Annotated in this window: 21 protein-coding genes; 11 read left to right on the top strand and 10 right to left on the bottom strand. The window is 68.3% G+C overall.

Annotated features, from left to right (window positions below; translation table 11 throughout):
* The first annotated feature begins 47 nt into the window (after positions 1–47).
* Complete coding sequence (locus tag KXD97_RS15715; RefSeq protein ID WP_260757758.1) at positions 48–830, top strand: alpha/beta fold hydrolase; 783 nt, start codon at positions 48–50, stop codon at positions 828–830.
* Between the two features lie 2 nt (positions 831–832).
* Entirely contained in the window at positions 833–1,129 is a 297-nt protein-coding gene (locus KXD97_RS15710) for an MGMT family protein (protein ID WP_260757757.1), read from the top strand.
* A 79-nt stretch (positions 1,130–1,208) separates the two neighbouring features.
* On the opposite strand, the gene KXD97_RS15705 is transcribed toward KXD97_RS15710, so the two are convergent.
* From KXD97_RS15705 to KXD97_RS15695, 3 genes are all read right to left on the bottom strand, one after another.
* On the bottom strand, positions 1,209–2,063 hold the full coding sequence (locus tag KXD97_RS15705; RefSeq protein ID WP_260757756.1) for a TIGR02569 family protein: 855 nt from the start codon (positions 2,061–2,063) through the stop codon (positions 1,209–1,211).
* A 36-nt stretch (positions 2,064–2,099) separates the two neighbouring features.
* Entirely contained in the window at positions 2,100–3,278 is a 1,179-nt protein-coding gene (moeZ, locus tag KXD97_RS15700; protein ID WP_260757755.1) for an adenylyltransferase/sulfurtransferase MoeZ, read from the bottom strand.
* A 122-nt stretch (positions 3,279–3,400) separates the two neighbouring features.
* Positions 3,401–4,432, bottom strand: coding sequence for a DUF3152 domain-containing protein (locus KXD97_RS15695; protein ID WP_396885308.1), 1,032 nt, complete (start codon positions 4,430–4,432; stop codon positions 3,401–3,403).
* A 187-nt stretch (positions 4,433–4,619) separates the two neighbouring features.
* Between KXD97_RS15695 and KXD97_RS15690 the strand changes: the two genes are divergently transcribed.
* Positions 4,620–5,294 carry a TetR/AcrR family transcriptional regulator gene (locus KXD97_RS15690; protein ID WP_260757754.1) on the top strand — a complete coding sequence of 225 codons (675 nt, stop codon included), beginning with the start codon at positions 4,620–4,622 and terminating at the stop codon, positions 5,292–5,294.
* 81 nt (positions 5,295–5,375) lie between these two features.
* On the opposite strand, the gene KXD97_RS15685 is transcribed toward KXD97_RS15690, so the two are convergent.
* Positions 5,376–5,624: a DUF3107 domain-containing protein gene (locus KXD97_RS15685; RefSeq protein ID WP_260757753.1), complete on the bottom strand. Its 249-nt coding sequence runs from the start codon at positions 5,622–5,624 to the stop codon at positions 5,376–5,378.
* Between the two features lie 238 nt (positions 5,625–5,862).
* On the opposite strand from KXD97_RS15685, the gene KXD97_RS15680 reads away from it, so the two are divergent.
* On the top strand, positions 5,863–6,660 hold the full coding sequence (locus KXD97_RS15680; protein WP_260757752.1) for a hypothetical protein: 798 nt from the start codon (positions 5,863–5,865) through the stop codon (positions 6,658–6,660).
* Positions 6,661–6,745: 85 nt separating this feature from the next.
* On the opposite strand, the gene KXD97_RS15675 is transcribed toward KXD97_RS15680, so the two are convergent.
* Positions 6,746–7,459: a ferritin-like domain-containing protein gene (locus KXD97_RS15675; RefSeq protein ID WP_260757751.1), complete on the bottom strand. Its 714-nt coding sequence runs from the start codon at positions 7,457–7,459 to the stop codon at positions 6,746–6,748.
* A 248-nt stretch (positions 7,460–7,707) separates the two neighbouring features.
* On the opposite strand from KXD97_RS15675, the gene KXD97_RS15670 reads away from it, so the two are divergent.
* Together KXD97_RS15670 and KXD97_RS15665 are read left to right on the top strand one after the other, a co-directional pair.
* On the top strand, positions 7,708–9,201 hold the full coding sequence (locus KXD97_RS15670; RefSeq protein ID WP_260757750.1) for a DEAD/DEAH box helicase: 1,494 nt from the start codon (positions 7,708–7,710) through the stop codon (positions 9,199–9,201).
* A gap of 9 nt (positions 9,202–9,210) precedes the next feature.
* Positions 9,211–10,422, top strand: coding sequence for a hypothetical protein (locus KXD97_RS15665; RefSeq protein ID WP_260757749.1), 1,212 nt, complete (start codon positions 9,211–9,213; stop codon positions 10,420–10,422).
* On the opposite strand, the gene KXD97_RS15660 is transcribed toward KXD97_RS15665, so the two are convergent.
* Positions 10,419–11,222: a ParA family protein gene (locus tag KXD97_RS15660; RefSeq protein WP_260757748.1), complete on the bottom strand. Its 804-nt coding sequence runs from the start codon at positions 11,220–11,222 to the stop codon at positions 10,419–10,421. The two genes, KXD97_RS15665 and KXD97_RS15660, sit on opposite strands and share 4 nt — an antisense overlap.
* 81 nt (positions 11,223–11,303) lie before the next feature.
* Between KXD97_RS15660 and KXD97_RS15655 the strand changes: the two genes are divergently transcribed.
* The 3 genes from KXD97_RS15655 to KXD97_RS15645 are packed head-to-tail and all read left to right on the top strand — an operon-like array spanning position 11,304 to position 13,503.
* A complete protein-coding gene (locus KXD97_RS15655; protein WP_260757747.1) occupies positions 11,304–11,915 on the top strand; it encodes an acid phosphatase in 612 nt (203 codons plus the stop codon).
* The gene (locus tag KXD97_RS15650; protein ID WP_260757746.1) at positions 11,912–13,009 is read left to right on the top strand and encodes an isochorismate synthase MenF; all 1,098 of its coding nucleotides are present in this window, start codon (positions 11,912–11,914) and stop codon (positions 13,007–13,009) included. Before KXD97_RS15655 ends, KXD97_RS15650 begins: the two co-directional genes overlap by 4 nt.
* Positions 13,006–13,503, top strand: coding sequence for a GNAT family N-acetyltransferase (locus KXD97_RS15645; protein WP_260757745.1), 498 nt, complete (start codon positions 13,006–13,008; stop codon positions 13,501–13,503). Before KXD97_RS15650 ends, KXD97_RS15645 begins: the two co-directional genes overlap by 4 nt.
* On the opposite strand, the gene KXD97_RS15640 is transcribed toward KXD97_RS15645, so the two are convergent.
* Positions 13,440–13,889 (bottom strand): hypothetical protein, encoded by a 450-nt coding sequence (locus KXD97_RS15640; protein ID WP_396885302.1) that lies wholly within the window; start codon positions 13,887–13,889, stop codon positions 13,440–13,442. The two genes, KXD97_RS15645 and KXD97_RS15640, sit on opposite strands and share 64 nt — an antisense overlap.
* Complete coding sequence (gene aroQ / locus KXD97_RS15635; RefSeq protein ID WP_260757744.1) at positions 13,886–14,329, bottom strand: type II 3-dehydroquinate dehydratase; 444 nt, start codon at positions 14,327–14,329, stop codon at positions 13,886–13,888. The genes KXD97_RS15640 and aroQ overlap by 4 nt, the downstream gene beginning before the upstream one ends.
* Before the next feature lie 49 nt (positions 14,330–14,378).
* Between aroQ and KXD97_RS15630 the strand changes: the two genes are divergently transcribed.
* Complete coding sequence (locus KXD97_RS15630; RefSeq protein ID WP_260757743.1) at positions 14,379–15,335, top strand: diacylglycerol kinase family protein; 957 nt, start codon at positions 14,379–14,381, stop codon at positions 15,333–15,335.
* A 277-nt stretch (positions 15,336–15,612) separates the two neighbouring features.
* Positions 15,613–15,867: a transcriptional regulator WhiB1 gene (gene whiB1 / locus KXD97_RS15625; RefSeq protein ID WP_260757742.1), complete on the top strand. Its 255-nt coding sequence runs from the start codon at positions 15,613–15,615 to the stop codon at positions 15,865–15,867.
* A 103-nt stretch (positions 15,868–15,970) separates the two neighbouring features.
* Here whiB1 and KXD97_RS15620 read toward each other — a convergent pair whose 3' ends face one another.
* Both KXD97_RS15620 and KXD97_RS15615 read right to left on the bottom strand, forming a co-directional pair.
* Entirely contained in the window at positions 15,971–17,461 is a 1,491-nt protein-coding gene (locus tag KXD97_RS15620) for a sensor histidine kinase (protein ID WP_260757741.1), read from the bottom strand.
* Between the two features lie 47 nt (positions 17,462–17,508).
* Positions 17,509–17,724, bottom strand: coding sequence for a biotin/lipoyl-binding carrier protein (locus tag KXD97_RS15615; RefSeq protein WP_006245864.1), 216 nt, complete (start codon positions 17,722–17,724; stop codon positions 17,509–17,511).
* Positions 17,725–17,767: the final 43 nt, after the last annotated feature.

Below are 17,767 nucleotides of genomic sequence, written 5' to 3'. Positions count from 1 at the left end.
CCGCTCGGATAGACCCCGGCCCCGTCGACCTGGCAGCATCTGCACGTGTGACCGATGTGTTGTGCACCTACCGTTTCGGATCGTCCGGCCCTGCCCGTGTGCTGGCGATCCACGGACTGACCGGCCACGGCAAACGCTGGGAGAGTCTGTTCACCAGGCATCTGCCCGACGTGCCGGCGATCGCACCGGATCTGCTGGGCCACGGCCGTTCGTCGTGGGATGCGCCGTGGACGATCGAGGCCAATGTCGCCGCGCTGGCCGCTCTGGTGGACGCCGAGGCCGACGGACAGGTGGTGGTGGTCGGTCACTCGTTCGGCGGGGCGATCGCGCTGAACCTCGCCGCGCAGCGCCCCGACCTGATCAAAGGCATCGTGCTGTTGGATCCCGCGGTGGCCCTGGACGGACGCTGGATGCGTGAGGTCGCTGACGAGATGTACCGCTCCCCCGATTACACCGACCGCGCGGAAGCCCGCGACGAGAAAGCCGGCGGGTCCTGGGGCGAGGTCGCCGAGGAGGAGCTGGACAGGGAACTCGACGAACACCTCGTCGACCAGCCCAACGGGCGGGTCGGGTGGCGCATCAGCATCCCGGCGATGCTCTGCTACTGGAGCGAGCTGACCCGCGCGGTGCCGCTGCCGCGGGACGGCACACCCACGACGCTGGTGCGCGCCCTGCACACCGACCCGCCCTACGCCGGTGACGAGCTGATCGCCGCGCTCGATGCCGGCCTCGGCTCGGATTTCACACTGCTGGAATGGGATTGCGATCACATGGTGCCGTTGGCCAAGCCGGCCGAGACCGCCGCGGTGATTCGCGACCACCTGGGCTGAGCATGGCGGCGATCACCGAGGAGCAGGTCGAGACGGTCCGCGGACTCGTCGCGTCGATACCCTCGGGCGCGGTCGCGACCTACGGTGACATCGCCGAAGCCGCCGGTCTGTCGAGCCCGCGGATCGTGGGCTGGATCATGCGGACCGACTCGTCGGATTTGCCGTGGCACCGGGTGATCTCGGCGTCCGGCCGACCTGCGGCGCACCTGGCCACCCGCCAACTGGAACGGCTGCGCGCCGAGGGGGTGCTCGCAGTGGACGGACGGGTGCAGCTCCGCGAGTACCGGCACGCGTTCTGATCACCGAGTGAGCGGTCACGGCTGCGATCGTGGGACGAATCGCAGCCAGGAATGCTATTCCGCGGGAGACGTGGCCCGGTCAGACTGCCAGCCGCACCAGCGCCGCGGTGCGGGCCAGACCGGGAAACGCCGCCGACGTCGACCGCGGGTGCAACGCATGCACCGCCAGCCGGAACATCAACGCGCGCAACAGCATCTGCGGCCACTCCGGCAGCGCCGACCACCGCTCGATCAACGCGTCGTCCGCTTCGCCCCAGGCCAGCGCATCCACCACGACCACACCGGCCGCCCAGGCCGGGGGCCGCCAGTACGGGGTGATGTCGGTGATGCCCGGCGCTGCGGTGCCAGCGAAAAGCACTGTGCCGTAGAGATCTCCGTGCACAAGCTGACTGGGGCTCTTGGTCGGCCGGCGTAGCGTCGCGAGCTGGTTGATCAACTCGATCGACTTCTGCCCGTCGGTGGTGGCCGGCGCCACCCGCGCGCCCGGCGGCAGTGAATGCAGCGGACGCTCTTCCCACGCCGCCCGGTCGGCGGCGGTGAACACGTCGACGTCACCCCACGGCGCGACGGGCGGCTGGGTCAGGAACCTGGGCCGCTCCAGCTTGGCGGTGGCCTCGTGCAACCGCACCGCGGCCGAGACCACTTCGTCGTGCCGCGGTTCGGGCGTCCCGGCCACGTAGGTGTCGGCGCGCCAGCCGGCGACCACGTACCGCCCGTCGGTCGACCGCACCGGACGGGCCAGCCGCACACCGTCGACGAACAACGTCTCGCGCACCTTGGCCGACCACGCGGCCCGCGCGTGGTCGGCGACCACCGAGAGCACCACCTCGCCGCAGCGCCAGCCGCCCTCCCAGCTGGATCCGAGCGGCGCAGGCTGCACTCCGGACAGCCCGAAGGCTGTGAGTACGTGCTCTGGCGGTCGCTCGGCGGTCACCGCCACAGCCTAATTGCCGCGAGCGCCAACCCAGCGTTAGTACATGACCATGTCGGGTTCGAGTTGCCTGCCCCAGGCCACGATCCCGCCCTGCACGTGCAGTGCGTCAGAGAATCCGGCCTTCTTCACGATGGCAAGCACCTCGGCCGAGCGGATCCCGGTCTTGCAGTAGAACACCGGCGTCCGGTCCACCTTCAGTTTCGCCAGCGCCTCGCCGGATTCGAACGCGCCCTTGGGAATCAGCTCGGCGCCCTGGATGTGGTTGATGTCCCACTCGACCGGTTCCCGGACGTCGATCAGCGCAAGCGGCTTGCCCGAATCGATCAGCTCACGGAGCTCGCGCGGGGTGATCGTCGACTCGGCTGCCGCCTCGGCCGCAGCGTCGGACACCACGCCGCAGAACTCCTCGTAGTCGATGAGCTCGGTGATCTTCGGGGTCGACGGATCCTTGCGGATCTTGATGGTGCGGTAGGTCATGTCGAGCGCGTCGTAGACCATCAGCCGGCCCAGCAGCGGTTCACCGATGCCGGTGATCAGCTTGATGGCCTCGGTGCCCATCACCGACGCGATCGACGAGCACAGGATGCCCAGCACGCCGCCCTCGGCGCACGACGGCACCATCCCCGGCGGCGGCGGCTCCGGGTACAGGTCGCGGTAATTCAGGCCAAGGTCGTCCGGGGCATCCTCCCAGAAAATCGAGACCTGCCCCTCGAAACGGTAGATCGATCCCCACACGTACGGCTTGCCGGCCAGCACGGCGGCATCGTTGACCAGATACCGCGTCGCGAAGTTGTCGGTGCCGTCGAGGATCAGGTCGTACTGGGAGAACAGGTCGACGGCGTTATCGGGCTCCAGTCGGAACTCGTGCAGGTTGACCTTCACCAGAGGGTTGATCTCGGCGATCGAGTCCTTGGCGCTCTGCGCCTTCGATCGGCCGATGTCGGAGACTCCGTGGATGATCTGGCGCTGCAGGTTGGATTCGTCGACGACGTCGAACTCGACGATGCCGATCGTGCCGACACCCGCGGCGGCCAGGTACAGCAGCGTGGGCGAACCCAGCCCGCCCGCGCCGATGACCAGCACGCGGGCGTTCTTCAACCGCTTCTGCCCGTCCAGCCCGAGGTCGGGAATGATGAGGTGGCGGCTATAGCGCGCGACCTCGTCGCGAGTGAGTTCAGCCGCTGGCTCGACCAGCGGCGGCAACGGTGAGGACACCGACTATCTCCTTGGTTGGCGGTATGACCCATCTCAGCAGGTAAGGGTTTCAACAGCAACGAGGGCCCGACGCTTCCCCGCTGCTCGCAGACGACAGGCGCAGCCGGGCGCGGCCGCGGTGATCAGGCGATCGGATACGGCCAGGGGTTGAACCGGCACGTCAGCCCGTCCGGGGTGACCGTGCCGGGGTCGAACTTGGCGGCGTCGCTGTTGTTGGTCGAAAACGTCTGCTGCATCATGATCGGCGCGAGCGCGCCGTTCTCGGTGCACTGTTCGTGGCGCTGGTAGCCGATGGCGTGGCCGACCTCATGGTTGACCACGTATTGGCGGTACGAGCCGATGTCGCCCTGGAACGGCACCGCGCCGCGCACCCACCGCGCCTCGTTGATGAACACCCGCGGCTGCCCTTCGAAGGCCGGGTTGTAGCAGGACGCTTCGAGTTGGATGTCGTAACCGCAGCCGTCGCGGATCGTCATCGGCGAGGTCAGCGACACCCGGAAATCGGGCACCACCCCGGAGGCGGCGTCGACGCGGGTGAACGCGAACTGCGGGTTGTGGGTCCAGCTCTTCGGGTTGGCCAGGGTCTCACTGACCATGCGGGCGAACCCCTCGTCACCGCCGAAACTCGTGGTGTCGAGCCCGTCTTCCACCTCGACGGTGTAGGTGAAGACCTTGGTGGTGCCCTGCCCCACCTGCGGGGTGGCGCCCGGCACGACGTGCCAGGTGCGGGCGCCTGCCGCGGTGAACGGCCCGCCGTCGGGCAGGATCCCGGTTGGCAGGTTGGCGTCGAACTGAGTCAGGCCTTTGGGCGGGGCGCCCACGATGGACGTGCTCGGGACGCCGATCGTGGGCGGTCCCTGCACCGGCCCTTCGTCGTCGACCGCCTGCGGAGCGCTGGTGCCGGTGATGGTCTGGTACACGACCACCGCGGTGAGCACGACGAGCAGCGGCAGCGCGTACGCCCGCCATCCGTACGTGGAGACGAACCGACCGAGCCAGGTCTGCTTGCGCCAGCGCTTGCGGTCGTCCCGGTTGGAGCGGACCCGGCCCGGCTGCTCGGCCAGCGGGTCACGCTGGGCACGTAAGGGCTCTCGCCACTGGTCGCGAAGCACCGGAACGCGACCGCCCTCGCGACGCCCCGGTCCGTAGGTCACCGGAACAGGATGACACAGCTCAGAGGACATCCCGTGCTGGCACGCCACCGGATCACCGCAAACGGCGGGACGGCGCGAACCGGCGACGTGACACCTGTCATGACACGTATGGTCGCCCGACGGTAGTAGTGTCAGTGCGAGCGAATTCAAGACGCCGGTCGCGCCGGCTGTAGATCTCGAGGTTCTGATGAGCGAACTGGCAAAGACGGCGCAGCGACGAGGGGGGCAGCCGGCAAACGGCACCAGCACCTCCGGCGCAGCCCGGCGTGGCAACCGTCTGCCGCGTGATGAACGCCGCGGCCAGTTGTTGATCGCGGCCAGCGAGGTGTTCGTCGACCGCGGCTACCACGCCGCAGGCATGGACGAGATCGCCGACCGCGCCGGCGTCAGCAAACCGGTGCTCTACCAACACTTCTCGTCGAAGGTGGAGCTCTACCTGGCGGTGTTGCAGCGCCATGTCGACAACCTGGTCTCCGGCGTGCGCCAGGCGCTGCGCACCACCACCGACAACCGGCAGCGCGTCCGCGCCGCCGTGCAGGCGTTCTTCGACTTCATCGAGCACGACAGCCAGGGCTACCGGCTGATCTTCGAGAATGACTACGTGACCGAGCCGCAGGTCGCCGCGCAGGTCAAGGTCGCCACCGAATCGTGCACCGACGCGGTGTTCGACCTGATCAGCCATGATTCCGGGCTGGAGCCGCACCGCGCGCGGATGATCGCCGTGGGGCTGGTCAGCATCAGCGTCGACTCGGCGCGCTACTGGCTCAACGCCGAGCGCCCTATCGACAAGGACGACGCCGTCGAGGGAACGGTCCAGTTCATCTGGGGTGGGCTCTCACACGTGCCGCTGACGCGGTCCTGATCCGGTTTCGGGCCGAAACTGCATCCGGGCCGGGGGTTTCTCGAACTTTCCCGACGCGGATGCGGTCTCGGCCCGCGACGATCAGCTCTTGGTGACCTCCGCGCCGACGACCCCGAACCCGACCCGACGGGAATCCGCCGCGCCGATCTCGACGTAGGCGATCCGTGCGGACTGCACGAGGAACCGGCGACCCTTCTCGTCGGTCAGACCCAGGACGCTCGGATCGCCGCTGAGCGCATCGGTGACCAACTTCTCCACCTCGGCCGGCGTCTGCGCGCTGGACAAAATCAGCTCGCGCGGGCTGTCGGTGACACCGATCTTGACCTCCACGGTGGAAACCCTTCTGTTCGTGTGCTCGTACTCCAAGGAGGCTAATGGACGTGGGCCCACAGAGGCGGTCCCGGGACCCGCGTACGCGACGAGCGAACGAACGCGCACGGTCATAACGCCGTAGCGATCCAACCGAGTCCCGAACGTGACCGCCTGCAGGGCCTCGTCAGCCCCATCTGTCACTTCTGCCTCAGTAGCATCGTGGCCGAAATCGGAAAAGACGACTGGGACAAGCTGAATGAACAGGCCATACACCGCTACTTCACCGTATTCCCTGACGCCGACCGAGCGGATCCGAAGCCCGCGGGGCAGTGGGCGATACGGCTCCTACGGGAGCCCTGGCGACGACGATCCGGACCGTTACGGGGACCTGGACACCGACGCACTGCCGCCGTTCCCCGGTGACGGCTACACCGAGGACTACGACCAGTACCTCGACGAGGAGCAGCTCGACCGCCGCTGGATGTGGATCGCCGGAGTGGCCGGGGCGATCCTGTTCGTCGCGGTGATCACCGCGAGCATGATCCTCGGCGGCGGTGACAGCGGCTCGGTGTCGGCGACGGTGGCCGCTCCGGTGCCGTCCAGCTCCGCATCGGAGCCCTCGTCCACGCCGTCACCCCGCGCCGCCGCGCCCGTGTCGCCGTCCCTGCCGGCCGAGACGGTCACCACGGTGACCCCCACTGCCGAGGCACCCACCCCGGCACCGGCCGCGCCCGCGCCGGTGCTGCCGGCCCCGCAGGCCGCACCGCCCCCACCGGCCGCGGCGGCGGGCACGGTGACCTACCGCATCACCGGCAACCGCCCGCTGCTCGATCTGGTCACCGTGATCTACACCGACGCGCAGGGTGCGTTGCAGACCGACGTGAACGTCGCGCTGCCGTGGTCGAAGACGGTGGTGCTGAACCCCGGGGTGACGCTGAGTTCGGTGACGGCGACGAGCATGTCCGGTCAGCTCAACTGCGCGATCATCGACGCGAACGGATCGTTGATCGCCGCGCAGAACAACAACTCGATCATCACCAACTGCACCCGCTGACACTCGATCGCCCGACATTGCATTCCAGCCGCCGAAGTTCGAGTGGCGACCTACCGGAATGCGATTTCGGCGGCAGAAGCGGATTTCAGGCCAGGCCGAGTTCCTCCATGCGGCTGGCGTGCGTCTTCTGCAGCCGATCGAAGAAATCGGTCATGTGGGACAGGCCGCCGCCGGACATCACCAGGTCGACGAGTTCGTCGTGGTCGGCCAGCACGAACTGGGCCTGTGTGATCGCCTCGCCGAGCAGGCGCCGCGACCACAGCGCCAGCCGGTGCCGTTGCCGATCGCTGGCCGTCACCGCGGCCCGTACCTCGGCCACCACGAACTGCGAATGGCCGGTCTCGGACAGCACGGACCGCACGACGTCGGCCACCTCGGCGGGCATCACGTCGGCGATCTCCAGGTAGAAGTCGGCGGCCATCGCATCGCCGACGTAGGTCTTGACCAGTGCCTCCAGCCACGTGCTGGGGGTGGTCAGGCGGTGGTAATTCTCCAGAGCGGACGCGTACCTGGTCATGGCCGGGACGACGTCGACGCCGCGGCGCTCCAGCGCGTCGCGCAGCACCTCGTAGTGGTTCATCTCGGCCGCCGCGATGCTGGCCATGTTGATCCGCCCGCTCAGGTTCGGCGCCATCCGCGCCTCCTCGGTCAGGCGGTAGAACGCCGCGACCTCACCGTAGGCGAGCAGCGCGAACAGTTCGTTGATGCCCGGATGCTCCGTGGTCACGGGCGAACCGTTCGAGACCACCGGTTCGCTCGCCTGGGCGGATGAAGCGGCCGCTGACGGCGTCGAAGACATGGCCCAACTCTAGACTCCGGGCCCGGCGATGCCGCTTCTGCGGGATCGACCGGTTACCATGGAGTCGGTGTCGGCGCTCGAGCCGACTGATCGAACCAGGTCACGCCGGCCGTTTTGGCCGCAGACACCTTGGAAATGTGCGTGCACGCGGCGGCCCGCCTCCTCAGCGCAGGGCCCGGCGAAGTTCTCTTCACAACTCGTGCGCGCGTGGAACGCATGAGGAATAAGTGAAAGGCTCCGTTTCCTGCATGACACCTGTAACTACACATCCGAATCCCACATTCGCCGAGCTCGGAGTACGTGACGAGATCGTCCGCGCGCTGGCCGACAACGGTATCGAGCACGCCTTCGCGATCCAGGAGCTGACGCTGCCGCTCGCACTGGCCGGCGACGATCTGATCGGCCAGGCCCGCACCGGCATGGGCAAGACCTTCGCGTTCGGCGTGCCCCTGCTGCACCGGATCACCACCGACACCGCTCGCCCGCTCACCGGCGCGCCGCGCGCCCTGATCGTCGTCCCGACCCGCGAGCTCTGCATCCAGGTCTACGAAGACCTGGTCGGAGCGTCGAAGTATCTGATGGCCGACGACACCCGCAAGCTCACGGTCACCGCGATCTACGGCGGCCGCCCCTACGAACCCCAGATCGAAGCACTGCAGAAGGGTGTCGACGTCGTCGTCGGCACGCCCGGCCGGCTGCTCGACCTGGCCCAGCAGGGGCACCTGCAGCTCGGCGGCCTGTCCGTGCTCGTCCTCGACGAAGCCGACGAGATGCTCGACCTGGGCTTCCTGCCCGACATCGAGCGAATCCTCAAGCAGATCCCGGCGCAGCGGCAGGCGATGTTGTTCTCAGCCACCATGCCGGACCCGATCATCACGCTGGCCCGCACCTTCATGACGCAGCCGACGCACATCCGCGCCGAGGCCCCGCACTCCGCCGCCACCCACGACACCACCGAGCAGTTCGCCTACCGAGCGCACGCACTCGACAAGGTCGAGATGGTCGCCCGCATCCTGCAGGCCGAGGGCCGCGGGGCGACGATGATCTTCACCCGCACCAAGCGCACCGCCCAGAAGGTCGCCGACGAGCTCGCCGAGCGGGGCTTCAAGGTCGGTGCGGTACACGGTGACCTCGGCCAGGGCGCGCGCGAGAAGGCGCTCAAGGCGTTCCGCACGGGCGAGGTCGACGTGCTCGTCGCCACCGACGTGGCCGCGCGCGGCATCGACATCGACGACATCACGCACGTCATCAACTTCCAGATCCCCGAGGACGAGCAGTCCTACGTGCACCGGATCGGCCGCACCGGCCGGGCGGGCAAGACCGGCATCGCGGTCACCCTAGTCGACTGGGACGAGCTACCCCGGTGGGAGATGATCGACAAGGCCCTCGGCCTGGACACCCCCGAGCCGGCCGAGACCTACTCGAGCTCGCCGCACCTCTACGAAGAGCTCAAGATCCCGGCCGACGCCGGCGGATCGATCGCCAGGCCGAAGCGCACCGCCGACAAGGAACCGCGCGAACCGCGCGAACGCGCCGAGAAGCCGGCCCGCAACCGCACCCGGCGCCGGACCCGCGGCGGTAAACCGGTCAGCGGACATCCTGAGGGCGCTGCCGAGCAGACCGCTCCCGACGGGGAGAACCAAGGCGCCGAGGCCGGCGAGGGCGGCGCACGCCCCGCCCGTCGCCGGCGTCGACGCCGGCCCGGCAAAGCCGCGACCGCGGGCACCGGCACCACCAACTGACCCACTGCGTTGGTCAGACCCGAGCGCCGCACCCGGGGAGACCTGCTGGCGGCGACGGCCATCGTGGTGGTCATCGTCGTCGTCGGGGTCTTCGTATGGTGGACCAGTGATGCCAGGGCCACCCGGAGCCAACCCGCCGAACAGCCGGTCGTGAGCCTGAAACCGGCTGCGGCCGTTCCTGATTCGCTCGAACAGCGGTGGACGGCCCGCAGCGCCAAGACCACCGCACCGGTCGTCGTCGGCGGCGCCGTCGTCACCGGCGAGGGCACGGCGATCCAGGGCCGCGACCCGGCAACCGGGGCCACGCTGTGGAGCTACTCGCGCGACCGCGAGCTGTGCGGCGTCACCTGGGTCTACAACTACGCCGTCGCGGTCTATCCCGACGTCCGCGGCTGCGGACAGGTGAGCACCGTCGACGCCAAGACGGGCCGGCGCGGCCCCGCGCGCAGCAGCTACGCCGACCCGCACGTGACCCTGTCCGGCGACGGCACCACGGTTCTGTCGGCGGGACAGACGCGGCTGGAGATGTGGCGCTCCGACATGGTCCGGATGCTCAGCTACGGCGCGCTCGACGCCCCGATCAAACCGGGCGTGCCGGCCTCACCGCTGTGCCGGTTCGTCTCCGCGGCGGCCGGCTCCAGCGCGGTGTCGGTGCTGGAGTCCTGCGAGGGTCAGGACGATCTGCGGCTGACACTGCTGCGTCCGTCCGACGAGGAGGACACCCCCGAGCTCAAGTACGTCCAGCAGAAGGGTGTCGCCGACGGCACCGGAGCCCGCGTGGTGGCGGTGACGGACACCGCGACCGCGCTGTACGTGCCCACCCCGGCTCCGCGCCTGGACATCATCGACGACACCGGCGCGGTGATCGACAGCACCGTCGTCGACGGCGAACCCTCCCCCGATGCCAACGCGTCTCGGGCCGGCGATCTGATCACCTGGTGGACCGGCGATGCGCTGATGGTGTTTTCCGCCGACACGCTGGAGTACAAGTACACCGTCGCCGCGGCGGGTGAGCACGCACCGGTGGGACCCGCGACGGTGATGGCCGGCCGGCTGCTGGTACCGGTCACCACGGGCTACGACGTGTTCGATCCGATGACCGGCACCGGCGACCGGCACATCCCGCTGCGGCGGCCGCCGGTCGAGGGGCCCGTCGTGCCCGCAGTGGCGGGATCCACGCTGCTGGAACAGCGCGGCGGTGAACTGGTGGCGTTGAGTTAAACCTCGGGGGTGAAGGTGGCCAGTTCCTTGCCGCTCTTCCAATGCTTGAGCAGCGCCGTCGCGAACTCCCGGTAGGCCATCGCGCCTTTGTTCTTGCGGCCGGTGAGCACCGACGAACCCGAGGCGCTGGCCTCGGCGAAGCGCACCGTGCGCGGAATCGGCGGCGCCAGCACCGGCAGGTTGTAGCGGTCGACGACGTCGAAGAGCACGTCCCGACTGTGCGTCGTGCGCGCGTCGTAGAGCGTGGGCAGCGCGCCGAGCAGCTTCAGGTCGGGGTTGGTGATGGCCTGCACATCCGACACCGTGCGCAGGAACTGCCCCACACCGCGGTGCGCGAGGGTCTCACACTGCAGCGGCACGACGACCTCGTCGGCGGCGGTCAGACCGTTGAGGGTCAGCACGCCCAGCGACGGCGGGCAGTCGATGAGCACGACATCGAAATTCGCGCTGATCTTGTCCAGCGCCCGCTTGAGCGCATGTTCCCGCCCCGCCCGCATCAATAGCATCGCCTCGGCGCCTGCCAGATCGATGTTGGCGGGCAGCAACGTCATGCCCTCCGGAGTTTCGACCAACGCCGCGTCCGGTTCGACGTCTCCGAGCAGCACTTCATGTACCGAGACCGGCAGCTTGTCCGGGTCGTGGCCGAGCGAGAACGTCAGCGATCCCTGCGGATCGAGGTCCACGAGCAACACACTCTTGCCCAGTTCGACCAGCGCCGCCCCCAACGACGCCACCGTCGTCGTCTTGGCGACCCCGCCCTTCTGGTTGGCGACCGCAAGTACCCGCGTCACAGTGCCCATCCTGACATGGTTGATCCTCCCCTGTTCATCTTCACCCGCGCATTGCCGTCGAAACGGCGACGTACGGCAGAATCGGTCGTTGTGGGCCTCCTGCAGCACCGGCTGATCCTGCTCCGCCATGGCGAAACCGAATGGTCGAAATCGGGCAAGCATACGAGCCAGACCGAACTCGAGCTCAGTGAGCATGGCCGGACGCAGGCGCTCGCCGCAGCAGACACGCTCAAGCAGTTGCAGTTGTTTGATCCGTACGTGGTGACCAGCCCCCGGGTGCGCGCCCGGGTGACCGCCGAACTGGCGGGTCTCACGGCCGACGAGGTCAACGACCTGATCGCCGAATGGGATTACGGCGACTACGAGGGCACCACCACCGCGGACATCCGCAAGACGGTGCCGAACTGGCTGGTGTGGACGCATGGCTGCCCGGGTGGGGAGACCTCAGCCGAGGTCTGCGCGCGTGCCGATCGCGCGATCGAGCTGGCGCTGCAGCACATCCAATCGCGGGATGTGGTGTTCGTCGGCCACGGTCACTTCTCCCGCGCGGTGATCACCCGGTGGATCGAACAACCGGTCTACGAGGGCGTCCGGTTCGCGATGCCCGCCGCCTCGATCGCGGTGTGCGGCTTCGAGCACGGGGTGCGTCAGCTCAGCGCACTGGCCCAGACCGGTTTCCCCCACCCGGCCGTGTCGACGTGACCCGCGAACCCGCGTTCGTCCTGGCCGGTCCCGACTGTGCCGTCGTCGGCGACGGTGTGCACACCGCGTTCCCCCACATTGCCGACGCCCGGGCCGCGCTGGCCTCGCACAGCGCGCCGATCATTTTGGGCGCCTTGCCATTTGACCTCAGCCGGCCCGCGGCGCTGATACGGCCTCAGTCGGTGCGGTTCACCGACGTGCCGCCGGCGTGGCCGTCCCGCGACCATGTGTCGGCGGAGATCACCGCCACCACGCCGGGCGCCGACGAACATCGCCGCCGCATCGGTGCGGCGCTGACCCGGCTGCGTGATCCCGACGATGCGCTGCAGAAGGTCGTGCTGGCGCGCGCACTGCACCTGACTGCCGACGGCAGGCTCGACGCCCGGACCGTGCTCAACCGGCTCGCCGCCAACGACGCGCAGGCCACCAAGTATCTGGTCGACCTGTCGGCTGCCGGTGAGGGGTACTCCGGGGCCGCGCTGGTGGGGGCGAGCCCGGAACTGCTGGTGGCCCGCCAAGGGCAGCAGGTGATCTGCCGGCCGTTCGCGGGTTCGGCGCCCCGGTCGGCCGATCCAGACACCGATGCCGCCAACGGAGCGGCGCTGGCAGCTTCGGAGAAAAACCGTCACGAGCACCAATTGGTCGTCGACGCGCTGCGCTCGGCGCTGGAGCCGTTGTGCACCGACCTGCAGATCGCCGACCGGCCGCAACTCAGCAAGACCGCCGCGGTCTGGCACCTGTTCACCCCCATGTCCGGAAGGCTACGCGAAAAGTCCACCACGGCACTGGATCTCGCTGTCGCTTTGCATCCCACTCCTGCGGTGGGCGGATCCCCGACCGACCGGGCGATCGCGTTGATCAACGAGATCGAAGGCGACCGCGGCTTCTACGCCGGTGCGGTGGGCTGGTGTGATCGCCGCGGTGACGGCCGCTGGGTGGTCTCGATCAGGTGCGCTCACCTGTCCGCCGACCGGCGCTCGGCCGTCGCGCACTCCGGAGGCGGCATCGTCGCCGAATCCGATCCCGACGACGAAGTCGACGAGACCACAACGAAGTTCCGCACCATTCTGGCGGCTCTGGGGGCGCGACAATGAGCGAGACCATCCGCGCGGTGCGCGCCGGGGACGAAACCGAGCTCACCGCGATGATCCACGAGCTCGCCGAGTTCGAACACGCCGCCCACGAGTGCACCGTGACCGAAAGTCAGTTGCGTGACGCACTTTTCGGACCGGATCCCACGCTGTATGCACACCTCGTCGAGGTCGACGGGCAGGCGGCCGCGGCCGCGTTGTGGTTCCGCAACTTCTCGACCTGGGACGGCGTAGCGGGGATCTACCTGGAAGACCTGTTCGTGCGTCCGCAATTCCGCAGGCGCGGCTTGGCACGCAAGCTGCTCGCCACCCTGGCCCGTGAATGCGTCGAGCGCGGTTATTCGCGGCTGAGCTGGGCGGTGCTGGACTGGAACGTCAACGCGATCGCGCTGTACGACAGCGTCGGCGGCGAACAGCAGAGCGAGTGGACCACCTACCGGGTGTCGGGTCCACGCCTGTCGGAATTGGCCTCCGAGCTGGGGTCGGAGTCCGACTGAGTCAGCCAGTGCAGGCCGGTCGGGCTGAAGAGCAGAGCCAGCACCGCGATCGCCGCGCCGGCCACCACCACGGCGTAGCGCAGCTGGCCCGAGCTGTAGACGTACCAGGCCACGCCGAGCAGCACGAGGTTGGCGAACACCGCGATGCCCCGGCCCCAGCGCCTGCCGGTCCACAGCGCCGCGCCCGCCGCCGTCACCCCGGAGCCCATGATCGCGAACCAGCCCGCGGTGCCGTAGCCGCTGATCGCAACCTCGTGATGCCCGGCGGCCTCCCGCACCACCAGCACGACGGCCATCACGATCCCGAGAACGCCCTCCAGCGCAGCGATTCCACCGGCGATGCGCACCGCCCGGGGCGCCACCGTGCCCCCGGGGCGGGGCGTCACCGTCCGAGCCTGTCCGCGAGGTAGCGCACCGCCATCTCGTAGCCGAGCGGACCCGCGCCGGCGACGACCATGTCGGCCACTGCGGACACGTACGAATGATGCCGGAACGGTTCGCGCGCATGGATATTGCTCAGATGGACCTCGGCGACGGGCAGCCCCACCGAGCGCAGAGCATCGGCGATCGCCACCGAGGTGTGGCTGTACGCGGCCGGGTTGATCACGATGCCGGAGCAGTCGGCGCGGGCGGCGTGGATTTCGTCGACGAGCACACCCTCGTGGTTGCTCTGCACCGCGCGAAGCTTCAGGCCCACCTCCTGTGCCACCTGGGCGGCCCTCGCCTCGATCTCGGCCAGTGTCGTCGAGCCGTACACCTCGGGCTGCCGGGTGCCCAGCAGGTTCAGATTCGGCCCGTTCACGAGTAGCAATCGGCGTTCGGTCACCGTTGTACGGTACCGGCGCCGCCACCTCCGGGCGCTAGGCTCAGGCCCCGTGCGTGCCGTGCTGATCGTGAACCCGAATGCCACATCGACGACGCCGGCCGGCCGTGACCTGTTGGCCCACGCGCTGGAGAGCCGCGTCCGCCTGACCGTCGTTCACACCGATCACCGCGGCCACGCCGTCGAGATCGCCCAGCAGGCCGCTCGCGACGGCGTCGATGTGCTGATCGTGCACGGCGGCGACGGCACGGTGAACGAGGTGGTCAACGGCGTTCTCGGGCAGTGCGGACCGGGCGCCGGCGGGCCTGCCGTCGGGGTGGTGCCTGGCGGCTCGGCCAACGTGTTCGCCCGCGCGCTGGGCATCAGCCCCGACCCGATCGAGGCCACCAATCAACTCGTCGACCTGCTCGGCGACTACCGGCGCAATGGGTCCTGGCGCCGTATCGGGCTGATGGACTGCCAGGAGCGCTGGGCGGTCTTCACCGCGGGTATGGGCGTCGATGGCGACGTGGTGGCCGCGGTCGAGGCTCAACGGGCCAAGGGCCGCAAGGTGACCGCCTCCCGCTACATCCGGGTGGCGATCCGCGAGGTGCTGGCCAGCGCACGCAAGGAGCCGTCGCTGACGCTGCACCTGCCCGGCACCGAACCCATTCCGGGCGTCCATTTCGCGTTCGTGTCGAACTCCAGCCCGTGGACCTACGCCAACGCCCGGCCCGTGTGGACCAACCCGGACACCACGTTCGAAACGGGGCTGGGGGTGTTCGCGACCACGAGCATGAACGTGTGGTCCAACCTCGGCCTGGTGCGGCAGATGGTGTCGCGTAAACCGAAGCTGGCGGCCAGGCATCTGGTTCGTGACGACGACCTGCCGTGGCTGGAGGTGACGAGCGACACCCCGGTCGCGTGCCAGATCGACGGGGATCACATCGGGACGCGCGACAAGATGCGGTTCACCTCGGTGCCCGACGCCCTTCAGGCGGTCGCACCGCTGCCGAAAATGGGTCGATAAGCACCCCTGAGCTGCACGGATAGTCGGTGTGACGAAATTTGCGCGGATGAATTAGGGCGCAGATGGATAGAGCGTAGTACAACGGAGTGAGGGATCGGTTAGCGGTCCTCGGTAGTGAGATAGCCCACGAGTTAACGAAGTTCTATTGACATCTGTTCAGCCTGTGAAAGCATCGGATGCAACAGCGCAGAAACATTTGGTGCGCTTGCGTTAACAGCCGAAGTAAAGCGCGTGCGCTCTGCTGCGCACACATGACATTGACGAGGAGTTTGATCTTATGGATTGGCGCCACAAGGCGGTCTGTCGCGACGAAGATCCGGAGCTGTTCTTCCCGGTCGGAAACAGCGGCCCGGCGCTTGCCCAGATCGCTGACGCGAAGCTCGTCTGCAACCGCTGCCCGGTCACCGCGGATTGCCTGAGCTGGGCTTTGGAGTCCGGACAGGACGCCGGCGTGTGGGGCGGCATGAGCGAGGACGAGCGTCGTGCGCTCAAGCGTCGCAACGCCAGGACGAAGGCCCGCACCGGGGTCTGACCTTTTCCTGCATACGCAGCGACGGCCCCGACGACAGTCGGGGCCGTAACTTTGTGTAATGCCTTGAATTAAAATCAGCAATTAACAGAAATGGCACAGCGCGTCAGTATTGGCTGACTCTGACCCGTCTGCCGATCGGCACTCGCAAAATCACATCGGTGCCTCCGGCGCTCGTGTTGTGCATACCGAGGGAACCGTCGAGCTCGGCCGCGACCAGTGTGCGCACGATCTGCAGGCCCAGCCGATCCGACTTCTCCAGGCTGAACCCGTCGGGCAGTCCCCGCCCGTCGTCGTGGACCACGACGTCGAGCCAGCGGGCCGAACGCTGCGCCCGGATCGTTACGCAGCCCTGCGGCGCCGCCGGATCGAAGGCGTGCTCGATCGCGTTCTGCACCAGTTCGGTGATGACCATGATCAACGCGGTCGCGCGGTCCGCGTCCAGCACGCCGAGGTCGCCCACGCGGTTGATCCGAATCGGGGAATCCACTGCCGCAACGTCATTCATGATCGGCAGGATGCGGTCGATCACCTCGTCGAGGTTGACCTCCTCGTCGACCGACATCGACAGCGCGTCGTGCACCAGCGCGATCGACGAGACTCGTCGCACCGATTCCATCAGTGCCTCACGGCCTTCGGGATTGTTCGTCCGGCGCGCCTGAAGCCGCAGCAGCGCCGCGACGGTCTGCAGATTGTTTTTCACCCGGTGATGGATCTCACGGATCGTCGCGTCCTTCGAGAGCAGCGCGCGGTCGCGGCGCTTGACCTCGGTGACATCGCGGATGAGCACCGCCGCGCCCATACCCACCCCGTGCGCCTCCAGTGGCAACGTGCGCAGCAAAACGGTGGCGCCCCCGGCGTCGACCTCCATCCGCATGCTGGAGCCGCCGGCGAGCGAATCACGGACGTGATTGGCGAGCTCCTGCGCCTCGAACGGGTCCGAGATCAGGGGACGGGTGACGCTGACGAGGTCGTGACCGTCCAGTTCGGCGGTCAGCCCCATCCGGTGGTAGGCCGAGATCGCGTTCGGGCTGGCGAAGGTGACCACACCGGCTTCGTCCAGCCGGATGAAGCCGTCACCGACGCGGGGGCTGGAGCGCGACATCGCGAGGTCGCCGACGTTGGGGAAGGTGCCTTCGGACAGCATCTGCAGCAGATCGCCGGCACAGGCGACGTACGCGGCCTCCAGCGGGCTGACCTGGCGCGGGGCCAACGAGGTCTGGTGGGTCAGCACCGCGACGACGTCGCTGCCGTGGCGCACCGGCACGGCCTCGACGTTCAGGCCCGGCGAGCCGTACTGGCCGTCGATGGTGACGCGTCCGATGTCGCCGGAGCGGAACGCCGCGGCCACGATCGGGATGTCCTCGGGCTCGGCCAGCGTGCCCACCGCGTCGGCCAGCAGCACCGTCGGGGCGGTGTTCGGCCGCACCTGCGCGACACACACCAATCTGTCGTCGTCGCGCCGCACCCACATCAGGTAGTCGGCGAAGGACATGTCGGCGAGCAGCTGCCACTCACCGACCACCGCGTGGAGGTGGTCCACGGCATTGCCGGGCAGCACGGTGTGCTCGGCGAGCAGGTCACCGAGTGTGGACATGGCTTACGACGGTTGTGCGGTGCAGAAGATCCGTCCTCGTCAGGGCGCTAGCTGATGACGGCGATGAGGTCACCGGCCTGGATGACGTCGCCGACGGACACGCTGACCTTGCTGACGGTGCCGGCGACCTCGGCGAGCACCGGGATCTCCATTTTCATCGACTCGAGCAGCACCAGGGTGTCGCCTTCGCCGATCTGATCGCCTTCGTGAACCACGACCTCCAGCACGCTGGCCACGATTTCCGCGCGAACATCCTCGGCCATCTTCACCCCACTCATTTCCACTGGTGCTTGACCGGTCTATCGA

This window comes from Mycobacterium sp. SMC-8, assembly GCF_025263565.1.
Classification (GTDB): domain Bacteria; phylum Actinomycetota; class Actinomycetes; order Mycobacteriales; family Mycobacteriaceae; genus Mycobacterium.
The sequence above is the reverse complement of the archived record's forward strand: the minus strand, read 5'-3'. Positions and strand labels throughout refer to the sequence as shown.

Excerpts from the sequence above, each read along its gene's own strand:
- KXD97_RS15690 (WP_260757754.1), top strand. The coding sequence starts at position 4,620 with ATGAGCGAACTGGCAAAGACGGCGCAGCGACGAGGGGGGCAGCCGGCA.
- KXD97_RS15660 (WP_260757748.1), bottom strand. The coding sequence starts at position 11,222 with ATGGGCACTGTGACGCGGGTACTTGCGGTCGCCAACCAGAAGGGCGGG.
- KXD97_RS15670 (WP_260757750.1), top strand. The coding sequence starts at position 7,708 with ATGACACCTGTAACTACACATCCGAATCCCACATTCGCCGAGCTCGGA.
- KXD97_RS15710 (WP_260757757.1), top strand. The coding sequence starts at position 833 with ATGGCGGCGATCACCGAGGAGCAGGTCGAGACGGTCCGCGGACTCGTC.
- KXD97_RS15675 (WP_260757751.1), bottom strand. The coding sequence starts at position 7,459 with ATGTCTTCGACGCCGTCAGCGGCCGCTTCATCCGCCCAGGCGAGCGAA.
- whiB1 (WP_260757742.1), top strand. The coding sequence starts at position 15,613 with ATGGATTGGCGCCACAAGGCGGTCTGTCGCGACGAAGATCCGGAGCTG.
- KXD97_RS15615 (WP_006245864.1), bottom strand. The coding sequence starts at position 17,724 with ATGGCCGAGGATGTTCGCGCGGAAATCGTGGCCAGCGTGCTGGAGGTC.
- KXD97_RS15620 (WP_260757741.1), bottom strand. The coding sequence starts at position 17,461 with ATGTCCACACTCGGTGACCTGCTCGCCGAGCACACCGTGCTGCCCGGC.
- KXD97_RS15680 (WP_260757752.1), top strand. The coding sequence starts at position 5,863 with ATGAACAGGCCATACACCGCTACTTCACCGTATTCCCTGACGCCGACC.
- KXD97_RS15645 (WP_260757745.1), top strand. The coding sequence starts at position 13,006 with ATGAGCGAGACCATCCGCGCGGTGCGCGCCGGGGACGAAACCGAGCTC.